Below are 18,697 nucleotides of genomic sequence, written 5' to 3' on the forward strand. Positions count from 1 at the left end.
CTTGTTTCAGGAAATCGAGATCACGCGCCGGGGGCCCACGGCCCAGGTCATCCCGGCATCTGACAGAGCCGTTTGCAGGCGGTCGCGCTCAGCCGCCGCCGGATAGGGAAACATGCGCGCTGCCTGTACCAGACCATATCGCGGGGCATTGTCCTTCAGCTGTGCAACCTCGCCCGAAGCCGCCTTCGTCTGACCCAGTTCCATCAGCGCCCGGATCAACTGCACCCGCGCCGGAACAAAGCCCGGCACCCGCGCCAGCACCGCGCGGAACCTGAGGACAGCCTTGTCTTGTGCCCCCAACAGCACCAGGCTGTGGCCACGGGGAAATTCCCAGCTTGGCGGGCAAAAACTCTCGCCCGCCATGGCGGCGTCCAGCAGCGGTTGCGCCTGTGCCGGGCGGCCCAGCCGGTTCAGGGTCTCGCCATAGGCCACCAGCGCTTCGGCGTTTTCGGGGGACAGGGCCAAGGCCTGCTCGAAGGCCGCGACGGCGGCGTCGGGCCGGTCGCGAAATCCCAGCGCCGAGTTCCCATCCAGCGCAATCGCCTTGTGGGCCAATGCCTCGGCGGGATCCAGCGTCGCATCCCAATCCTGACGGGCAAAGATAAACAGAGGGGTTCGGTAATGGGCCTATTGGACAAAGGCCCCGGATAGCCCGGATCACAGCGCGCGGCTTGTGTAATACGACAGGACGGTCGGCGCGGTCGAAGCCGCAGGCGCCCGGGTGTTTGCCAAGGTAGACTTCGCACAGGGTGCGGCCACGATGGGCGAAACCCTGCGTCCCACCACGGTGGCGATCTTCGGCAGCCCCAAGATCGGCTCGACCGCGTTGCAGGAAGGCCAGACGATGGCGCTGTACCTGCCGCTGCGGATCCAGTTTTTCGAAGATGCCAGTGGTCAGACTTGGGCCTCCTATGAAGACCCGACCGCCGTTGCACCGTCGCATGGGCTGGCCGCCAGCAATGCCGCCGTCCAGAAGATGCAGGCCGCCTTGTCAGGGTTTTCGGCCATCGCGACAGGGAGTTGAACGGCACTCTTCACCCTGCCCCGGTCGGGCTGATCAGGTTCGGCTGAAGGCTGATGCCCATGAGCGCGGCGCGAGATGCTGAAGACAGCATGTATCCAACCGCAGACGCAGGGCTTGCGTGGTGGGTGATGAGAGACTCGAACTCCCGACATCTTCGGTGTAAACGAAGCGCTCTACCAACTGAGCTAATCACCCACGCAAGGGTCGCGGCGCGACAGCGCGCTTTGGGTCTTCCGCCCGTGTCAGACAGGGGGAAATGGTGGGTGATAAGAGATTTGAACTCCTGACATCTTCGATGTGAACGAAGCGCTCTACCACTGAGCTAATCACCCGTGGCGCGGTGTGTAGCCCTGCCCGACACAAGGTGCAAGACCAAATTTCCGGGTTTTTCGCGTGTCTGGCGGTTCGGGAACCCTCGCGGTCAATCCATGAAAAAGGCCCGCATGGGGGTGCCATGCGGGCCGATGCCATTGGTTCGGATCAGTGCCGGTTAGTGGGCGCGCGCCGCGACGGTGTCGCCGCCACGTTCCAGCGCCGATTTGGCCGCGGCCTCCTCGGCTTCCTCGTCCCATTCGATGGACTCGGGCGTGTCCACCAGCGCAAGTTTCAGCACGTCGCGCACATGGCTGACAGGGATGATGTCCAGCCCTTCCTTCACGTTGTCAGGGATCTCGGTCAGATCCTTGGCGTTTTCTTCCGGGATCAGCACCGTGGTGATGCCACCGCGCAGCGCCGCCAGAAGCTTTTCCTTCAGCCCGCCGATGGCCAGAACATTGCCCCGCAACGTAACCTCGCCGGTCATGGCGATGTCCTTGCGCACCGGGATCTGGGTCAGCACCGACACGATCGAGGTTACCATGGCAACCCCTGCCGACGGGCCGTCCTTGGGCGTCGCCCCTTCCGGCACGTGGACGTGGATGTCGATCTTGTCGAACTTGGTCGGTTTCACCCCGATTTCCGGCGCGATCGACCGCACGAAGCTGGAGGCCGCGTCGATGGATTCCTTCATCACGTCGCCCAGCTTGCCGGTGGTCTTCATCCGACCCTTGCCCGGCAGGCGCAGCGCCTCGATCGACAACAGATCGCCGCCCACGCTGGTCCAGGCCAGCCCGGTGACGACACCGATCTGGTTCTCCTGCTCGGCCAGACCATAGCGGAAGCGTTTCACGCCCAGCATGTCCTCCAGCGACTCCGGCGTCACCTCGACCTTGTCGGTCTGCTTGCGCACGATCTGGGTCACCGCCTTGCGGGCCAGCTTGGCAATCTCGCGTTCCAGGTTCCGCACGCCCGCTTCGCGGGTGTAGGTGCGGATGATCTCGGTCAGCGCCGCATCGGAAATCTCGAACTCGCCCTTGCGCAGGCCGTGGTTCTTGATCTGCTTGTCGATCAGGTGCTGGCGCGCGATTTCGCGCTTCTCGTCCTCGGTGTAGCCGGCCAGCGGGATGATCTCCATCCGGTCCAGCAGCGGACCCGGCATGTTGTAGGTGTTCGCCGTGGTCAGGAACATCACGTTCGACAGGTCGTATTCCACCTCAAGATAGTGGTCCGAGAAGGTGCTGTTCTGTTCGGGGTCCAGAACCTCAAGCATCGCCGAGGCCGGATCGCCACGGAAGTCCTGTCCCATCTTGTCGATCTCGTCGAGCAGGATGAGCGGATTCGTGGTCTTGGCCTTTTTCAGCGCCTGGATGATCTTGCCGGGCATCGAGCCGATATAGGTCCGGCGGTGGCCGCGGATCTCGGATTCGTCCCGCACGCCGCCCAGCGAGATGCGGATGAATTCGCGTCCCGTGGCCTTGGCGACCGATTTGCCCAGCGAGGTCTTGCCCACGCCCGGAGGGCCCACAAGGCACAGGATCGGCCCCTTGAGCTTTTTCGAGCGCTGCTGCACCGCGAGGTATTCGACGATGCGTTCCTTGACCTTCTCAAGACCATAGTGGTCGTCGTCCAGCACGGACTGGGCGCGGTTGAGATCCTTCTTGACCCGGCTTTTGGTGCCCCACGGGATCGCCAGCATCCAGTCCAGGTAGTTGCGTACGACGGTGGCTTCGGCCGACATCGGGCTCATCTGCTTGAGCTTCTTGATCTCGCCTTCGGCCTTTTCACGGGCTTCCTTGGACAGATCGGTTGCGGCGATCTTTTCTTCCAGTTCGGCAATCTCGTTGCTGCCGTCCTCGCCGTCACCCAACTCCTTCTGAATGGCCTTCATTTGCTCATTCAGATAGTATTCGCGCTGCGTCCGCTCCATCTGGGTCTTGACGCGGGACTTGATCTGCTTCTCGACCTGAAGCACCGACATTTCGCCCTGGATGTGGCCATAGACCTTCTCCAGACGCGCGGCGATTTCCAGCGTCTCCAGCAGTTCCTGCTTTTGCTCGACCTCGATGCCCAGGTGGCCCGACACCAGATCCACCAGCTTGCCCGGCTCGCGGGTTTCCGACACGGCGGCCAGCGCTTCGTCGGGGATGTTCTTGCGGATCTTGGCGTAGCGTTCGAATTCGTCGCCGACGGACCGGACCAGCGCCTCGACGGCAGCTTCCTCGCCCAGCGATTCCTCAAGCGGCAACACACGGGCTTCGAAGAAGTCCTCGTTTTCCAGGTATTCGACGATCTCGACGCGCGAACGACCCTCGACCAGCACCTTTACGGTGCCATCGGGCAGCTTCAGCAGTTGCAGGACATTGGCCAGCACGCCGATGTTGTAGATGCCGTCAGAGGTCGGCTCGTCCACGCTGGCGTCGATCTGGCTGGACAGCAGGATCTGCTTGTCATCCGCCATCACTTCTTCCAGCGCCTTGACCGACTTCTCGCGCCCGACGAACAGCGGAACGATCATGTGCGGGAAGACAACGATGTCGCGCAGCGGCAGGACGGGATAAGACGGGCTTATTTGATTTTCCATGACATATCCTTAGTGGCAGCAGGTCCCGGCCCCGTTACGGCAACCGAAACCTCTCCGATCAGACGGTTTAGGTGGGGTTTCCGCGCCCGTCTGTCAACTCTTGGGTTCTGACTTGACCGTGACTGTGGCCCGCATTTCGGGCAAGGGCAAGGCGATCTGACTACATCTTGCCCTGGTGTGCCGAAATGCGAAGGGTGGCTTCGTTCAGTTGCTCAACGTCTCGGCAACCTGGTCCAGGGCGGCCGAAAGTCCGCTCAGCGGGATGCTTGTCGCAACCGGGGTGTCGGCTTCGGCGGCGAAGAAGCTGATGTCCAGCGCCGGCAGGATCGACATGTTCTGCACATCGTCCAGCGCCACGCGGTCCAGCACCACGCAGCCTTCGGCAAGGCAGGTGGAGAAGGCATAGTCGCGCTGAATCGGTCCGGCCATCAGCGTCAGCGGCTTCTGCACCGCTGTTCCCAGTGGCACGAACAGCGCCATCTGGGCAAAGCTGGCCTCGGCGGCCAGGGCGAAGGTCAAGGTGGCGAAGCGGCTGTTGCCGGTCGGTTCCATCATCGAGCGCGAGATCACGCAGCCCCGGTCATCGCAGGCCACGGACCAGTCGGATTCAACCAGTTCCAGCGGGGCGTCTTCAGCCGCCAGCGGCATGGCACTGCACATCAGCGCGGCGGTCAGGATCGGGGTCAGCTTCAAGGTGATCTCCATCTTGGGTTGCGCAAGCTTCCCAGACTGGGCCGGTGAAGGAAAGGGATTTCGCCGCACCGACCCGGTTCGCAAGACGCCGCCCGGTTACAGGCGCGGGATGTCACCTTCGGCGCGCTGCGCATGAAAGGCGTCCTGAAAGGCGGCAAAACGGCCTTCGGCAATGGCATCACGAATGCCCTGCATCAACTCCTGGTAATAGTGCAGGTTGTGCCAGGTCAGCAGCATCGAACTGATGATCTCCTGACTGCGGAACACATGGTGCAGATAGGCGCGCGAGTAGTTGCGGCAGGCCGGGCAGCCGCAGGCTTCGTCCAGGGGGCGCGGATCGTCCTGGTGGCGGGCGTTCTTGATGTTGACCACGCCGTGCCGGGTGAACACCTGCCCGGTGCGGCCCGAGCGCGACGGCAGCACGCAGTCGAACATGTCGATGCCGCGCGCCACCGCACCCACGATATCATCTGGCTTGCCCACTCCCATCAGGTAGCGTGGCTTGTCGGTGGGCAGCATGTCGGGCGCATAGTCGAGAACGCCGAACATGGCCTCCTGCCCCTCGCCCACGGCCAGACCGCCGACCGCATAGCCTTCGAAACCGATGGCACGCAGCGCCTCGGCGCTTTCGCCGCGCAGGTCCTGCTCAAGCCCGCCCTGCTGGATGCCGAACAAGGCGTGTCCCGGACGACCCCCGAAAGCCTCGCGCGACCGTTCGGCCCACCGCATCGACAGCCGCATCGAACTGGCGATGCGGTCGCGGTCAGCGGGCAGTGCCGGACATTCGTCGAAGCACATCACGATGTCGGAGCCCAGCAGCCGCTGGATCTCCATCGAGCGTTCGGGAGTCAGCCAGTGTTCCGACCCGTCGATGTGGGATTTGAAGCGCACGCCCTCTTCGGACATCTTGCGCAGGTCCGACAGGCTCATCACCTGAAACCCGCCGCTGTCGGTCAGGATCGGCCGGTCCCAGTTCATGAACTTGTGCAGCCCACCCAGCCGGTCGATGCGTTCCGCCGTGGGGCGCAGCATCAGGTGATAGGTGTTGCCCAGCAGGATATCGGCCCCGGTGGCGCGCACGGACTCGGGCATCATCGCCTTGACGGTGGCGGCGGTGCCCACGGGCATGAAGGCGGGCGTGCGGATTTCACCACGCGGCGTGTCGACGACGCCGGTGCGTGCCCGCCCGTCGGTGGCATTCAGGGAGAAGGAGAAGCTTTTGGTCATGGGATCATCGCTAGGGGCTTTGCCCGCGCCAGTAAAGCAAGGGCCGCAGGTTGACCACAGTTCTTGCACCTTGCGCGATAAGGGGCATAGTCGCGACGAACCCGTTGCCATGGCACCAACTTCGTGCCCATACACGCAGCGCGCCACCGGCGACACCTTCCAGACGCAACAAGGGCTCTTCCAACATGGACACTCCGAACGCTGCCTCCGAACCGTTCCAACTGGGCTGGGAGGAATGGGCGAGCCTGCCGCAACTGGGATTGCCGGCCCTGAAGGTCAAGGTCGACACCGGGGCGCGGACCTCGGCGCTGCACGCCTATGACATCGAATCCTTTGGCAGCGCCGCCAGCCCCAAGGTGCGCTTCACCATCCACCCGATTCCGGACCGCGACGATGTGTTGATCCACTGCTCGGCCCCGGTGGTGGACCGGCGCGAGGTTACCTCGTCGAACGGCGAATCCGAGTGGCGTTACGTGATCCGTACCAGTATCCGCATGGGCGATCGGGAATGGCCCATCGACGTGTCGCTGACCGACCGGGGCAACATGGCCTACCGGATGCTTCTGGGCCGCACCGCGCTGGCCGAGGACATGCTGGTTATGCCGCAGCAAAGCTTCTGCCAGCCGGAACTGGGCTATGAATCCTACCATTCGGTGGCCGTCAAACAGGATGCCCCGCGCCGCAGCCTGCGCATCGCCGTGCTCAGCCGCGAGGCGCACAACTACTCGACCCGGCGTCTTGTCGAGGAAGGCGAGGCGCGCGGCCATGTGGTCGAGGTTATCGACACCACCCGCTGCTACATGGCGATCAACCAACTGTCGCCCGAGGTCTATTACGACGGCACGCGCCTGCCCCGCTATGACGCGGTGATCCCGCGCATCGGCGCGTCGATCACCTCGTACGGTACCGCCGTGGTGCGCCAGTTCGAAACCATCGGCACCTATTGCGTGAACCCGTCCGACGGCATCACCGCCTCGCGCGACAAGCTGCACGCGCATCAGATTCTGGCACGGCAACGCATCGGCATGCCGGCGACGGCCTTTGCCGCCTCACCGAAGGACACCGGCAACCTGATCGGCCTGGCCGGAAACGCACCGCTGATCGTCAAGCTGCTGGAAAGCACGCAGGGCAAGGGCGTGGTGCTGGCCGAAACCCGCAAGGCCGCCGAGTCGGTGATCGACGCCTTCCGCGGTCTGAAGGCCAGCTTCCTGGTGCAACAATTCGTGAAGGAAGCGGCGGGCGAGGATATTCGTTGCCTGGTGATCGCAGGCAAGGTCGTGGCGGCCATGAAACGCTCGGCCGCAGAAGGGGAGTTCCGGTCCAACCTGCATCGCGGCGGGCACTCCAGCCCGGTGCGCATCACCAAGCAGGAACGCGACGCCGCCGTGCGCGCAGCCAAGGCTTTCGGGCTGAACCTGTCGGGCGTGGATCTGCTGCGGTCCTCCACCGGGCCGAAGGTGCTTGAGGTCAACTCCTCCCCCGGTCTGGAGGGCATCGAGAAATCCAGCGGCAAGAACGTCGCCGGGTTGCTGTATGATGCCATCGAAAAGAAGGCCCGTCCGGTGCCTGCGCGCCGCCGCGCTGCGGCAAAACCCAAGGCCACCTAGACGCGCCCGCTCTGCCGACATATATTCCCATGTGAAATAGTAAGGGATCACCATGTCAGCTCAGGACACAAGCGCGGCGCCCATGGAAGGCGCGCCGCTCATCAAGCCCTCTTCCACCGACCATCCGTTGTACGACACGGTGGTCGAAGCCTGCCGCACGGTCTTTGACCCGGAAATTCCCGTCAACATCTATGACCTCGGCCTTGTCTACACGATCGAGATCGGCACCGAAGGCGATGTCGAGGTCATGATGACCCTGACCGCGCCCGGCTGCCCGGTGGCCGGTGAAATGCCCGGCTGGCTGGCCGAGGCGATCGAGCCCCTGCCCGGCGTCAAGACGGTCAACGTCGAACTGACCTGGGAACCGCCCTGGGGCATGGACATGATGTCGGACGAGGCGCGGCTGGAACTGGGCTTCATGTAGGCGCCAGCCCGGCACATCTTGAGAATCCTGCATCCAGCCCTTAGGTTTAAAGGGCAATCACAAGGATCGATCCATGTTCGGCATTCCCGGAAAACAGGCCGTCTCGCTGACCCCGGCGGCGGCCAGCCAGATCAGGAAACTGATGGCCAAGGATGGCACCACGGGCTTGCGCCTGGGGGTGAAGAAGGGCGGCTGCGCGGGCATGGAATACACGCTGGACTACGTGTCCGAGATCGACCCGCATGACGAGGTGGTGGAACAGGACGGCGCGCGGGTGATGATCGCCCCGATGGCGCAGATGTTCCTGTTCGGCACCGAGATCGACTATGAGGTTTCGCTGCTGGAATCGGGCTTCAAGTTCCGCAATCCCAACGTGGTGGATGCCTGTGGCTGCGGCGAGTCGATCAAGTTCGACGAAAGCCTCGGCGCGGGCGGATAGCGGCGCTGCGGCAAGATGCTGGGCCCCGCGCCCTTGCCTTCCGTCCACGGCTTTCCCTTAATCGCGCCAAAATCTGAAAGGGAGAGCCATGCCTCGCAAACTTGCAGCCGGTAACTGGAAAATGAACGGCGGTTCCGCGGAACTGTCCGAAATCGCGGCCCTGGCCCTGGCCCATCCGGCGCCCGGCTGCGATGTGTTGATCTGCCCGCCCGCCACGCTGATCTCGCGCATGGCCGAGGCTGCCCGTGGCAGCGCCATCGCCGTTGGCGGACAGGATTGCCACGGTGCGCTGAACGGCGCGCACACCGGCGATATCTCGGCACCGATGTTGCTGGACGCCGGCGCCAGCCACGTGATCCTCGGCCATTCCGAGCGGCGGCAGGATCACGGCGAAACCGATGCCACCGTGCGGATCAAGACCACCACCGCCGTCACCGAAGGGCTGATCGCCGTGGTCTGTATCGGCGAAACCCTGAGCGAGCGTGAAGCGGGCCAGACGTTGGAGGTGATCGGCACGCAGATGGACGGCTCCCTGCCCGACAGCACCACCGCCGCGACCATCGTTGTCGCCTATGAACCAGTCTGGGCCATCGGTACCGGGCTGACGCCGACGCTGGATCAGATCGCCGAGGTGCACGACTTCATACGCGCCCGCCTGAGCGAGCGGTTCGGCACCGAGGTCGCAGAGGGCATTCGCCTGCTCTATGGCGGTTCGGTCAAACCTTCCAACGCCGCCGAGATCTTTGCCGTGTCCAACGTCGATGGCGCGCTGGTGGGCGGTGCCTCGCTGAAAGCCGATGACTTCGGCCAGATCATCGCCGCACTGGACAGCTGACAGCAAAACGGGGCCCCGCAGGACCCCGTTCGTATTTCCGACGCCCGCCGTTTTGGCGGGCGTTTTCATGAATGCTCAGCCCAGACGGGAAGCGACGTTTTCCCAGTTCACCAGGTTGTCGAGGAAGTTCGACAGATAGACCGGGCGCTTGTTGCGGAAGTCGATGTAATAGGAATGCTCCCACACGTCGCAGCCCAGCAGCGCGGTCTGGCCGAAGCACAGCGGGTTCACGCCGTTCTCGGTCTTGGTGACCTTCAGGCCGCCGTCAGTGTCCTTGACCAGCCAGCACCAGCCCGAGCCGAACTGGCCTGCGCCCGCAGCGGCGAACTGCGATTTGAACTCGTCGACCGAACCGAAGCTGTCGACGATAGCCTTTTCCAGCTCGCCGGGCATGGCGGTCTTGCCCGGACCCATCATTTCCCAGAACTGGACGTGGTTCCAATGCTGCGAGGCGTTGTTGAAAATGCCGTTCTGGGCAACAGCGCCGGCCGCGTAGGTGCCGGTGATGATGTCCTCGACCGATTTGCCTTCCCACTCGGTGCCGGCAATCAGCTTGTTGCCGTTGTCGACATAGGCCTTGTGGTGCAGGTCGTGGTGAAACTCCAGCGTCTCCTGCGACATGCCGAATTCGGCAAGAGCGTCATGGGCGTAAGGAAGATCGGGAAGTTCGAATGCCATGGGAAACCCCTGTTGTGGTGGTTGCGATTACCTCGACACATGAAGGACGGGGCTGACCAAGGTCAACCCCGCATACAGGTTTTTCCCTTCGCAATTCAGGGCAGAACGATGCCCTGCGTGTGCCGCGCCGCCCGGGTAAGAACGTTGCGGGCATAGCCGGCCACCGACCGGAAACAGACCAGATCGAAATCGGCGCCGTTTTCGGTCCAGAAGGCCGCCGGGATCTGCGCCAGACGGGTGCGGCGCAACTCGGCCGGGGCGATGCGGGCCATGTCCACCGGGCAGAGCTTGGCCAGCGCGACCCGCGCCCCCGGCCCGGCGATGCGGAAGCGGGCGCGCATGTCGTCGACCCGCAGCACCAGCGCGTGCTGGCCGGACAGGGCCGCGTCCAGACGCAGGGCCAGATCGGCGCTGGCGGTGGCCTCGCAGAACACCAGCAGTTCATCAGGCGACATCCAGCCCACCTGCCCGACTGTACACGGCACGATCTGCCGGGTGCCGGGCACGCTGATCCCGCAGCCGGTCAGCACCTCGGCAAAAGCCGCGTCCGCAAGGCTGCCACGCAACAAGATCATGCCGCCGGGCGGCAGGTCGGTGACCGTTGTCTCGGGGGTTTCCAGCAGATCAGGCATTCAGCTTCTCTCCTTCCGGATCAAAGAACACCGGGCTGACGATCCGGGTGTCGATGGTCATGCCCGAGGTGGTGGCAAACTGGATAACCTCGCCCATCCGGTCGGGCCCGTGTTCGACTAGCCCCATGGCGATGCTCCGGCCCAGTGTCGGCGACATGTAGGTCGAGGTCACGCGCCCGATCGTCTTGCGCTGACCATGGGCATTGTCGCCTGTGCCAACCGCATAGGCACCATCGGGCAGCACCGTGCCGTCCAAAGTCTCCAGTCCGACCAGCTGCCAGCGGTTGGGATCCACCATATGCGCCCGCTGCTGCGCCCGCTTGCCCAAGTAGTCGGTCTTTTTCTTCGAGATCGCCCAACCCAGCCCCAGATCCTGCGGGATCACGGTGCCGTCGGTTTCGTCCCCGATCATGATGAAACCCTTTTCGGCCCGCATGATGTGCAGCGCCTCGGTGCCATAGGGCATACCGCCCAGATGCAGTCCCAGTTCCATCATGCGATCCCACAGAGCGCGGCCCTGGCCCGCCACCACGCGCACCTCGAAGGACAACTCGCCCGAGAAGGAGATGCGATAGACGCGCACCGGGAAGCCGCCCAGGGTGCCGTCGATCCAGCCCATGAAGGGCAGCGCCGCGTTCGAGACATCCATGCCGCCCAGTTTGTCCAGCAGCTTGCGGGCATTGGGGCCGACAACGGCGATCTGCGCGTATTGCTCGGTCACATTGGCGGTATAGACCTTCCAGTCCCACCATTCGCACTGCAACCAGTCTTCCATATGGGCATGGATGCGGTCGGCGCCGCCGGTGGTAGTGTGACACAGGAAGGTGTCATCGTCGATCCGCGCCACCACGCCGTCATCGGTCAGAAAGCCGTTTTCCGTACACATCAGCCCATAGCGGCATTTGCCCGGTTTCAGGCTGCTCATCATGTTGGTGTAGAGCATGTCCAGGAAACGGCCCGCGTCCGGCCCCTTGACGATGATTTTTCCCAGCGTTGACGCATCAAGGAAACCAAGGGCTTGGCGGGTGTTTTTCACCTCACGGTGCACGGCTTCGTCGATGGATTCCCCGGCGCGCAGATAGCAGTACGGGCGGCGCCAATGGCCGACAGGCTCCCAATGGGCACCGTGGGTGGCGTGCCATTCGTGCATGGGGGTGCGACGCAGGGGCTGGAAGGCGGCGTCGCGGGCCTCGCCGGCAATGGCGCCCATCGGCACAGGCGTATACGGCGGGCGGAAGGTGGTGGTGCCGACCTCGGGGATCGGTTTGTCCAGAGCTTCAGAAAGAACTGCCAGTCCGTTGATATTGCTTAATTTGCCCTGGTCGGTGGCCATGCCGAGCGTGGTGTAGCGCTTGGTATGTTCGACGCTTTCATAGCCTTCGCGCGCGGCCAGTTGCACGTCCGAGACCTTCACATCGTTCTGGAAATCCAGCCACATCTTCGACCGCAGTTCATAGCGTGCCTGCGCCGGCATGACCCAGATCGGGGCGATCGGTCCTTCAGCGGGGTCCTGGGCCTGCGACGGCGCGATGGGCGCGCGGTCCAGCTTCAGGGCCGCCTGCGTGGCGGCAACCGCATCGTGCAGGATCGCCCCGGTGTCGAAATGGCCGTTGGCCGCCCCGGCGGTGCGCACGAAGGGCTGGCCATCGTGGCCGGTGGGCAGCCGCGCGGGATCCGGGCGGAACATCGCGCGCGCGTCGTCCCAATAAAGCTTGCCGCCACAATGGGAAAACAGATGCACCGCGGGCGACCAGCCGCCCGACATGGCCACGGCCTCGCAGTCGATGATCTCGGTCACTGCGCTGCCACCGGTGTTCATGGCGCACAGTGCCACGCCGGTGACGCGCTTGCCGCCCTTGACCTTGGCGATGGCGGTGCCGGTCAGGATGCGAACGCCGCGCACGCGGGCTTGATCTATCAGCGCGCTTTGCGCCGCTTCCCGTGCATCGACGATGACCGGCACCTCTTGCCCCGCATCCAGCAGGGTCAGCGCGGTGCGATAGGCGTCGTCGTTGTTGGTGACGATGACGGTGCGGGCGCCGGGGCTGATCGCCCAGTTGACCACGTAGTCGCGCACGGCACCGGCCAGCATCACGCCGGGAATGTCGTTGCCGGCGAAACTCAGCGGCCGTTCGATGGCGCCGGTGGCGACCAGCACCTGTTTGGCGCGGATTTTCCACAGCCGCGCGCGGGCGGTGTCGGAGCCGGGCACATGGTCGGGCGGCAGTTCGGTGGCCAGCACATAGCCATGGTCATAGACCCCCGAACCCTGGGTGTGCCGTTTCAGGGTGACATTGGGTAGGGCTTCCAGGTCAGCCACCGCGGCAGCGACCCAGTCGTCTGCCGGTTGTCCATCGATTTGCGCGCCATCGACGGGCGCGCGCCCGCCCCAATGGCCGGTCTGTTCGACAAGCAACACCCGCGCCCCGGATGTGCCAGCGGCCAAGGCGGCCTGCAGCCCCGCCACGCCGCCACCGACAATCAGCAGATCGCAATGGGCATAGAGATGCTCGTAGACATCGCCGTCCTTCTCGGTAGGGGCTTTGCCCAGACCGGCGGACTGGCGGATGAAGGGTTCGAACACATGCTTCCAGAAGGGCCGCGGGTGCATGAACGTCTTGTAGTAGAACCCCGCGGTCAGGCCGGGCGCGAGGATCTGGTTCAGCGCGCCGATATCGGCTTCCAGCGACGGCCAGTGGTTCTGGCTGGTCAGGGACGCCCCATCCCGCAAGGGGGTTGTGGTGGTGCGCTGGTTGGGTTCGAAAAACCGGCCCTTGCCCAGACCGACAAGGGCGTTGGGCTCTTCGGGGCCCGACGCGACGATGCCGCGCGGGCGGTGGTACTTGAACGAGCGGCCCACCAGCATCTGGTCGTTGGCCAGCAGGGCCGAGGCCAGCGTGTCGCCAGCAAGCCCGGTCATGGCGTGGCCATTGAAGGTGAACCGGGTGGTGTGCGTGCAGTCGATCAGGCGGCCGCCGGTGGCAAGACGGGTGCTCATGGATCAGGCCTCCGCGCCGAGGGTGAGGATGGATTGAGTATTTTTGCCAAGAAGAGGGGTCATGCAGCAGGCTCCACCCCGGCGGCTTTCAGCAGGTCAGCGGGCGGGGTCAGGGTCTGGGCCGGATAGGTGCCGAAGACCTGCAGCGTGGTCGTGTCGCGCAGGGCGTGGAACCATTTTCCGCAGCCATAGACATGGCGCCAGCGTTCGGCGTGGACGCCGCGCGGGTTCTGACGCAGGAAAAGATAGGCCTCGAATTCGTCGTCGCTGCTGTCGGGGCCGAAGCGGGTCAGATGTGCCTCGCCGCCGCCGTGAAGTTCGGTTTCATCGGCTTGCAGGCCGCAATAGGGGCAGGTGAGCGTCAGCATGGGAAAGCCTTGGTCTGGCCGGGATCAGTCGGGTGAAAGTAGCGCGTCATGGCGGGGCTATTTGGCGGGCAGGCTGGCGGCATGGGCCAGCGCCATGGTGGTCAAGGCCGCGCGGGTGCTGTCGGGCAGATCGGCGTCGGCCTCGACGATGCCGCCCATGCGCCGGCCGGTGAAGCTGAGCGGGCGGACGCCCGCGTAAACCAGCGCATCGGGTTCAGCGGCCTTGCCCACGCGGTACATCAGCCCGCCCTTGTGGACGCCGCAGACCATGTTGCCGTTGAGCAGGAAGCACAGCCCGCCGAACATCTTCTTTTCGGCCATGCCCGGGCCGATGCCGAGATCATCGCGCATCGCATTTGCGACAGTTTCGTCGAAGGACATCAGTGCGCCACCCCCGCTGCCACGCTTTCATCGATGAAGCGGCCTTCGCGGAAGCGGTCCAGGCCGAAGTCGGCGGCCAGCGATCCCGGTGTGCCCTTGGCCATGAGTTCGGCCATGGCCCAGCCCGAGCCGGGAATGGCCTTGAAGCCGCCGGTGCCCCAGCCGCAATTGACGAAGCAATTTCCCAGCGGCGTGGTGGACAGGATTGGCGAGCGGTCGCCGGTCATGTCCACGATGCCGCCCCATTGGCGCAGCATCTTCAGGCGCGAGATCATCGGGAAAGTCTCGACCAGGGCGCGGACAGTTTCTTCGATGTGGTGAAAGCTGCCGCGCTGGGTGTAGTTGTTGTAGCCGTCGGCGCCGCCGCCGATGACCATCTCGCCCTTGTCGGACTGGCTCATGTAGCCGTGCACGGTGTTGGCCATGACCACCACATCCATGCAGGGTTTGATCGGTTCGGAGACCAGCGCTTGCAGGGCGACGGATTCGATGGGCAGGCGAAAGCCCGCCATCTGGGCCAGATGGCCCGAATGTCCGGCCACCACCAGACCCAGTTTGTCGCAATCGACCGGGCCGCGTGAGGTTTCCAGCCCCGTCACCTTGCCGCCGGCGCTGCGCACCCCGGTGACTTCGCATTTCTGGATGATGTCCATGCCCATGTCGGAACAGGCGCGCGCATAGCCCCAGGCCACCGCATCGTGCCGCGCGGTACCGCCACGCGCCTGCCAGAGCGCCCCCAGCACCGGGTAGCGCGGCCCGTCGATGCTGATGATCGGGCACAGTTCCTTGACGCGGTCGGGGCCGACGAATTCGGTTTCCACCCCTTGCAGGGCATTGGCATGTGCGGTGCGTAGGTAGCCACGTTTCTCATGCTCTGTCTGGGCCAGCATCATCACGCCGCGCGGGCTGAACATGATGTTGTAGTTCAACTCCTGACTGAGCGTCTCGTACAAGCCGCGCGCCTTTTCATAGATCGCGGCCGAGGGATCCTGAAGGTAGTTCGACCGGATGATCGTGGTGTTGCGCCCGGTGTTGCCGCCGCCCAGCCAGCCCTTTTCCAGGATCGCCACGTTGGTGATGCCGAAGTTCTTCCCAAGGTAATAGGCCGTGGCCAGCCCATGCCCCCCGGCGCCAACGATGATCACATCGTAGCGCGGCTTCATCGGGCGGTCGGCCCAGGCCCGATCCCAGCCCGCGTGCTGGCGCAGAGTTTCGCGGGCGATGGCAAAGGCGGAATAGCGGCGTTTGGGCGGCACGGGCGAACCTCTTGCAGTTTGCTCGCAGCATGGCGCGATCGCCGCGCCAAGCCAAGACTTTAGACGGCAATCGCCTTGTGATGTGCGACCTGCGGCACAAAGCGCAGGGCGTTGCTGAAACGACCGCTTTTGACGCCTTTTTCCCGGACCAAAAAGCGCCTATGTCCCGGTCATGATGTTCTGGATCCTGACTTCGGCCCTGGCACTGGCCTCTGCGGTGCTTCTGGCCCTTGCGCTCTTGCGCCGCCCGCAATCCGCCCCTGACCGGGCTGAATACGATATTGCCGTCTACCGCGACCAGCTGAAAGGCGTGGAGCGCGATCTTGCGCGCGGCGTGATCTCGGAGGAAGTGGCCGGGCGCACCCGGACCGAGGTCAAGCGCCGCATCCTGGAAGCGGACAAGGCGCGCTCTGCCCACGTTGCCCCCGGCACTGCACCGCGCGGTGTGACGCTGGCGCTGATCGCCGTCCTGGGCCTTGTGCTGGGGGGCGGCAGCTTTGCGGCCTACCTGAAGCTGGGCGCGCCCGGCTTTGGCGACCTGCCGTTGAAGACCCGGATCGAGAATGCGCAAACGCTGCGTGAAACCCGGCCCAGCCAGTCCGAGGCCGAGGCAAGGGCCGAGCCGCTGCCCGGCTTTCCCGAACGCGATCCGCAATTCGTCAAGCTGGTGGAGCAACTGCGCACGACTGTGGCGGACCGCCCCGATGATCCGCGCGGCTTCGAATTGCTGGCCAACAACGAGGCCGCCCTTGGCAATTTCTCCGCCGCCCACAAGGCACAGGCGCGGCTGATCGAGTTGCGCGGCGCCGACGCCTCGGCGGCCGATTATATCACCTGGGCCGACCTGATGGTGATCGCCACCAACGGCTATGTCTCGCCCGAGGCGGAGGCGGCGCTGAACGAAACGTTGAAGCGCGATCCGCACAATGGGCCGGCGCGCTATTACATCGGGCTGATGCACGCCCAGACCGGGCGCCCCGACATGGCCTTCCGCATCTGGAAGCCCCTGTTGGAAGAGTCCACGCCTGACGCGCCCTGGCTGCCCGCCATTCGCGGCCAGATCGAGGAGCTCGCCTTCCGCGCCGGCATCGACTATCGCCTGCCCGAAGCCGCGCCCCTGGGTGGCCCCTCTGCCGAGGACATGGATGCCGCCGCCGAGATGAGCCCCGAAGAGCGGATGGAGATGATCCGTTCCATGGTCGAGGGCCTGTCGGAACGTCTGGCCAGCGAAGGCGGCGCGCCGTCGGAATGGGCGCGGCTCATCACCGCCCTGGGCGTGCTGGGCGAAACCGGACGGGCCAACGCGATCTACGCGGAAAGCAAACAGGTCTTTGACGGCAATGCCGCGGCTTTGAACGAACTGGCCGAGGCCGCGCGCCGGGCGGAGATCTTGCAATGATCCACGACGGGTTCGAGGCATTTGCCGCCGCCCTGCCCCCCAATCGCGCCATCATCTGCCTGGACTACGGCACCAAGACCATCGGTCTTGCGATGTCGGATCCGCGCCGCAAGGTGGCGTCTCCGGTCAAGACCATCAGGCGCAAGAAGTTTACCAAGGATGTGCTGGAGATCCTCACCTTCTGCCGCGAGCGCGAGATCTCGGGCGTCCTTCTGGGCCTGCCGCTGAACATGGACGGCAGCGAAGGACCGCGCTGCCAGTCCACCCGCGCCTTCGCGCGCAACCTGTCGGAGATGACCGAAATGGCCATCGGATACTGGGATGAACGTCTGAGCACCGTTGCCGCTGAACGGGCGTTGCTGGAATCCGACCGCTCGCGCGGCAAACGGGCAGCCGTTATCGACAATGTCGCGGCCAGTTTCATCCTTCAGGGCGCGCTGGACCGGCTGTCTTTCATGGAGACTTCCCGATGAACACCCCGGTCTGGAAACGCGACGAAATCGAAAGCCCCTGCGTGCAGATCTGCGTCATCCATCCCGAAACCCGCCTGTGCGCCGGATGCCATCGCAGTATGGACGAGATCACCGAATGGGGCCGGATGAGCGTCGAACAACGCCGGATCGTCATGGCGCAATTGCCGCAACGCGCCGCGGTGAAGCCGCGCCGCAGGGGCGGACGCGCGGCACGTCAGGCCCGCGAAAGCTGAGGTTTCAGGCAAGCAGGTCTTTTTGGCTGGCCGACACCTGAGCAGAGGGGACGGGTGATCTATTCCGCTGCCGCCGAAGACACGTCGTGCAACATTTCCAGCGCGTCCAGGATGATCCGGGCATCGGCCTCCGGACGGCTGGAGGCTTCGGACAGATGCCGCCGCCACGCGCGCGCACCGGGACGGCCCGCAAACAGACCCAGCATGTGCCGGGTCACAGAATGCACCCGCCCGCCTTCCGCCACATGACGCTCGACATAGGGGATCATGGCCCGGGCCACCGCGACCGGGTCTGCATGCCCCTGCCCGCCAAAGATGCGGGCATCGGCCTGCGCCAGGATATCGGCCGGCGCATGGTAGGCCGAGCGCCCGATCATCACCCCGTCCAGCCCATCGGCCAGGAAAGCTTCGGCCTGGTTCAGCGTGGTGATCCCACCGTTGACCGAGATGTGCAGATCCGGAAAGGCGCGTTTCATCTCAAGCACCAGCGGATAGTTCAGCGGCGGAACCTCGCGGTTTTCCTTGGGGCTGAGCCCTTTCAGCCAGGCCATGCGGGCGTGGATCGTCACCCGGCGAATCCCGGCTGCGCGGATGGTCTCAAGAAATGTCGGCAAGACTTCGGCGGGCACCTGATCGTCCACCCCGATCCGGCATTTGACGGTGATCTCGGCCTCACCGGCAGCATCGGCCATGGCCGAAACGCATTCGGCCACCAGCAGGGGATCCTTCATCAATACCGCCCCGAAGGCCCCCGATTGGACCCGGTCCGACGGGCAGCCGACATTGAGGTTGATTTCGCCGTAGCCCTGGGCCGCGCCCAGACGCGACGCCTCGGCCAGTTCGGATGGCACCGACCCGCCCAGTTGCAGCGCCACCGGCTGTTCCGCCGGTTCGAAACGCAACAGATGCAGCGCACCGCCGTGCACCAGCGCCGGCGCCGTGACCATCTCGGAATACAGCAACGTATCCTTCGACAGCAGACGATGGAAATAGCGGCAGTGCCGGTCGGTCCAGTCCATCATAGGGGCACAGGATAATCTAGCGTGTTGATTTATTTGCATTTTTTGTGTATCTTCAAACTGTTGGCGGCGGATGCTGCTACGCTGGAATACGCCCCAATATCCCCGAATT

Annotated in this window: 19 protein-coding genes and 2 tRNA genes; 8 read left to right on the forward strand and 13 right to left on the reverse strand. The window is 64.5% G+C overall.

What is annotated here, in order from left to right:
* Nucleotides 1-6: 6 nt before the first annotated feature.
* Complete coding sequence (locus H8B03_RS12570) at nucleotides 7-555, reverse strand: tetratricopeptide repeat protein (RefSeq protein WP_193142220.1); 549 nt, start codon at nucleotides 553-555, stop codon at nucleotides 7-9.
* Between the two features lie 166 nt (nucleotides 556-721).
* Here H8B03_RS12570 and H8B03_RS12575 point away from each other — a divergent pair, with 166 nt between their 5' ends.
* The gene (locus tag H8B03_RS12575; RefSeq protein WP_193142221.1) at nucleotides 722-1,024 is read left to right on the forward strand and encodes a DUF302 domain-containing protein; all 303 of its coding nucleotides are present in this window, start codon (nucleotides 722-724) and stop codon (nucleotides 1,022-1,024) included.
* Between the two features lie 119 nt (nucleotides 1,025-1,143).
* Here the strand turns inward: H8B03_RS12575 and H8B03_RS12580 are convergent.
* From H8B03_RS12580 to tgt, 5 genes are all read right to left on the reverse strand, one after another.
* A tRNA-Val gene (locus tag H8B03_RS12580) sits at nucleotides 1,144-1,219 on the reverse strand.
* Between the two features lie 62 nt (nucleotides 1,220-1,281).
* Nucleotides 1,282-1,356: transfer RNA gene (locus tag H8B03_RS12585), tRNA-Val, on the reverse strand.
* 158 nt (nucleotides 1,357-1,514) lie between these two features.
* A complete protein-coding gene (lon, locus tag H8B03_RS12590; protein ID WP_193142222.1) occupies nucleotides 1,515-3,923 on the reverse strand; it encodes an endopeptidase La in 2,409 nt (802 codons plus the stop codon).
* A 204-nt stretch (nucleotides 3,924-4,127) separates the two neighbouring features.
* Nucleotides 4,128-4,628, reverse strand: coding sequence for an invasion associated locus B family protein (locus tag H8B03_RS12595; protein ID WP_193142223.1), 501 nt, complete (start codon nucleotides 4,626-4,628; stop codon nucleotides 4,128-4,130).
* 84 nt (nucleotides 4,629-4,712) lie between these two features.
* Nucleotides 4,713-5,843 carry a tRNA guanosine(34) transglycosylase Tgt gene (tgt, locus tag H8B03_RS12600; protein ID WP_193142224.1) on the reverse strand — a complete coding sequence of 377 codons (1,131 nt, stop codon included), beginning with the start codon at nucleotides 5,841-5,843 and terminating at the stop codon, nucleotides 4,713-4,715.
* Between the two features lie 185 nt (nucleotides 5,844-6,028).
* Here tgt and rimK point away from each other — a divergent pair, with 185 nt between their 5' ends.
* From rimK to tpiA, 4 genes are all read left to right on the forward strand, one after another.
* The gene (gene rimK / locus H8B03_RS12605; protein ID WP_193142225.1) at nucleotides 6,029-7,450 is read left to right on the forward strand and encodes a 30S ribosomal protein S6--L-glutamate ligase; all 1,422 of its coding nucleotides are present in this window, start codon (nucleotides 6,029-6,031) and stop codon (nucleotides 7,448-7,450) included.
* A 52-nt stretch (nucleotides 7,451-7,502) separates the two neighbouring features.
* The gene (locus tag H8B03_RS12610) at nucleotides 7,503-7,874 is read left to right on the forward strand and encodes an SUF system Fe-S cluster assembly protein (RefSeq protein ID WP_193142226.1); all 372 of its coding nucleotides are present in this window, start codon (nucleotides 7,503-7,505) and stop codon (nucleotides 7,872-7,874) included.
* 73 nt (nucleotides 7,875-7,947) lie between these two features.
* A complete protein-coding gene (locus tag H8B03_RS12615) occupies nucleotides 7,948-8,313 on the forward strand; it encodes an iron-sulfur cluster assembly accessory protein (RefSeq protein ID WP_193142227.1) in 366 nt (121 codons plus the stop codon).
* 88 nt (nucleotides 8,314-8,401) lie between these two features.
* Nucleotides 8,402-9,148, forward strand: coding sequence for a triose-phosphate isomerase (gene tpiA, locus H8B03_RS12620; protein ID WP_193142228.1), 747 nt, complete (start codon nucleotides 8,402-8,404; stop codon nucleotides 9,146-9,148).
* A 75-nt stretch (nucleotides 9,149-9,223) separates the two neighbouring features.
* Here tpiA and H8B03_RS12625 read toward each other — a convergent pair whose 3' ends face one another.
* The 6 genes from H8B03_RS12625 to H8B03_RS12650 all read right to left on the reverse strand — a co-directional run bounded on the left by H8B03_RS12625 (nucleotide 9,224) and on the right by H8B03_RS12650 (nucleotide 15,461).
* Nucleotides 9,224-9,826, reverse strand: a complete 603-nt coding sequence (locus tag H8B03_RS12625) for a superoxide dismutase (protein ID WP_193142229.1) — start codon at nucleotides 9,824-9,826, stop codon at nucleotides 9,224-9,226.
* A 95-nt stretch (nucleotides 9,827-9,921) separates the two neighbouring features.
* Nucleotides 9,922-10,458, reverse strand: a complete 537-nt coding sequence (locus tag H8B03_RS12630; RefSeq protein WP_193142230.1) for a sarcosine oxidase subunit gamma — start codon at nucleotides 10,456-10,458, stop codon at nucleotides 9,922-9,924.
* The gene (locus H8B03_RS12635) at nucleotides 10,451-13,456 is read right to left on the reverse strand and encodes a sarcosine oxidase subunit alpha family protein (RefSeq protein WP_193142231.1); all 3,006 of its coding nucleotides are present in this window, start codon (nucleotides 13,454-13,456) and stop codon (nucleotides 10,451-10,453) included. The genes H8B03_RS12630 and H8B03_RS12635 overlap by 8 nt, the downstream gene beginning before the upstream one ends.
* Nucleotides 13,457-13,515: 59 nt before the next feature.
* Entirely contained in the window at nucleotides 13,516-13,824 is a 309-nt protein-coding gene (locus tag H8B03_RS12640) for a sarcosine oxidase subunit delta (protein ID WP_193142232.1), read from the reverse strand.
* A 57-nt stretch (nucleotides 13,825-13,881) separates the two neighbouring features.
* Nucleotides 13,882-14,205, reverse strand: coding sequence for a TfoX/Sxy family protein (locus H8B03_RS12645; protein ID WP_193142233.1), 324 nt, complete (start codon nucleotides 14,203-14,205; stop codon nucleotides 13,882-13,884).
* Nucleotides 14,205-15,461 carry a sarcosine oxidase subunit beta family protein gene (locus H8B03_RS12650; protein ID WP_193142234.1) on the reverse strand — a complete coding sequence of 419 codons (1,257 nt, stop codon included), beginning with the start codon at nucleotides 15,459-15,461 and terminating at the stop codon, nucleotides 14,205-14,207. Before H8B03_RS12650 ends, H8B03_RS12645 begins: the two co-directional genes overlap by 1 nt.
* A gap of 172 nt (nucleotides 15,462-15,633) precedes the next feature.
* On the opposite strand from H8B03_RS12650, the gene ccmI reads away from it, so the two are divergent.
* From ccmI to H8B03_RS12665, 3 genes are read left to right on the forward strand one after another with little or no spacing between them, the layout of a single operon-like run.
* Nucleotides 15,634-16,860: a c-type cytochrome biogenesis protein CcmI gene (ccmI, locus tag H8B03_RS12655; protein WP_193142235.1), complete on the forward strand. Its 1,227-nt coding sequence runs from the start codon at nucleotides 15,634-15,636 to the stop codon at nucleotides 16,858-16,860.
* A complete protein-coding gene (gene ruvX, locus H8B03_RS12660) occupies nucleotides 16,857-17,333 on the forward strand; it encodes a Holliday junction resolvase RuvX (protein WP_193142236.1) in 477 nt (158 codons plus the stop codon). Before ccmI ends, ruvX begins: the two co-directional genes overlap by 4 nt.
* Nucleotides 17,330-17,566, forward strand: coding sequence for a DUF1289 domain-containing protein (locus H8B03_RS12665; RefSeq protein ID WP_193142237.1), 237 nt, complete (start codon nucleotides 17,330-17,332; stop codon nucleotides 17,564-17,566). Before ruvX ends, H8B03_RS12665 begins: the two co-directional genes overlap by 4 nt.
* Nucleotides 17,567-17,625: 59 nt before the next feature.
* Here H8B03_RS12665 and dusA read toward each other — a convergent pair whose 3' ends face one another.
* Nucleotides 17,626-18,588, reverse strand: coding sequence for a tRNA dihydrouridine(20/20a) synthase DusA (dusA, locus tag H8B03_RS12670; RefSeq protein WP_394355472.1), 963 nt, complete (start codon nucleotides 18,586-18,588; stop codon nucleotides 17,626-17,628).
* Nucleotides 18,589-18,697: the final 109 nt, after the last annotated feature.

It is taken from the genome of Meridianimarinicoccus sp. MJW13 (assembly GCF_014901205.1).
Taxonomy (GTDB): Bacteria; Pseudomonadota; Alphaproteobacteria; order Rhodobacterales; family Rhodobacteraceae; genus Meridianimarinicoccus.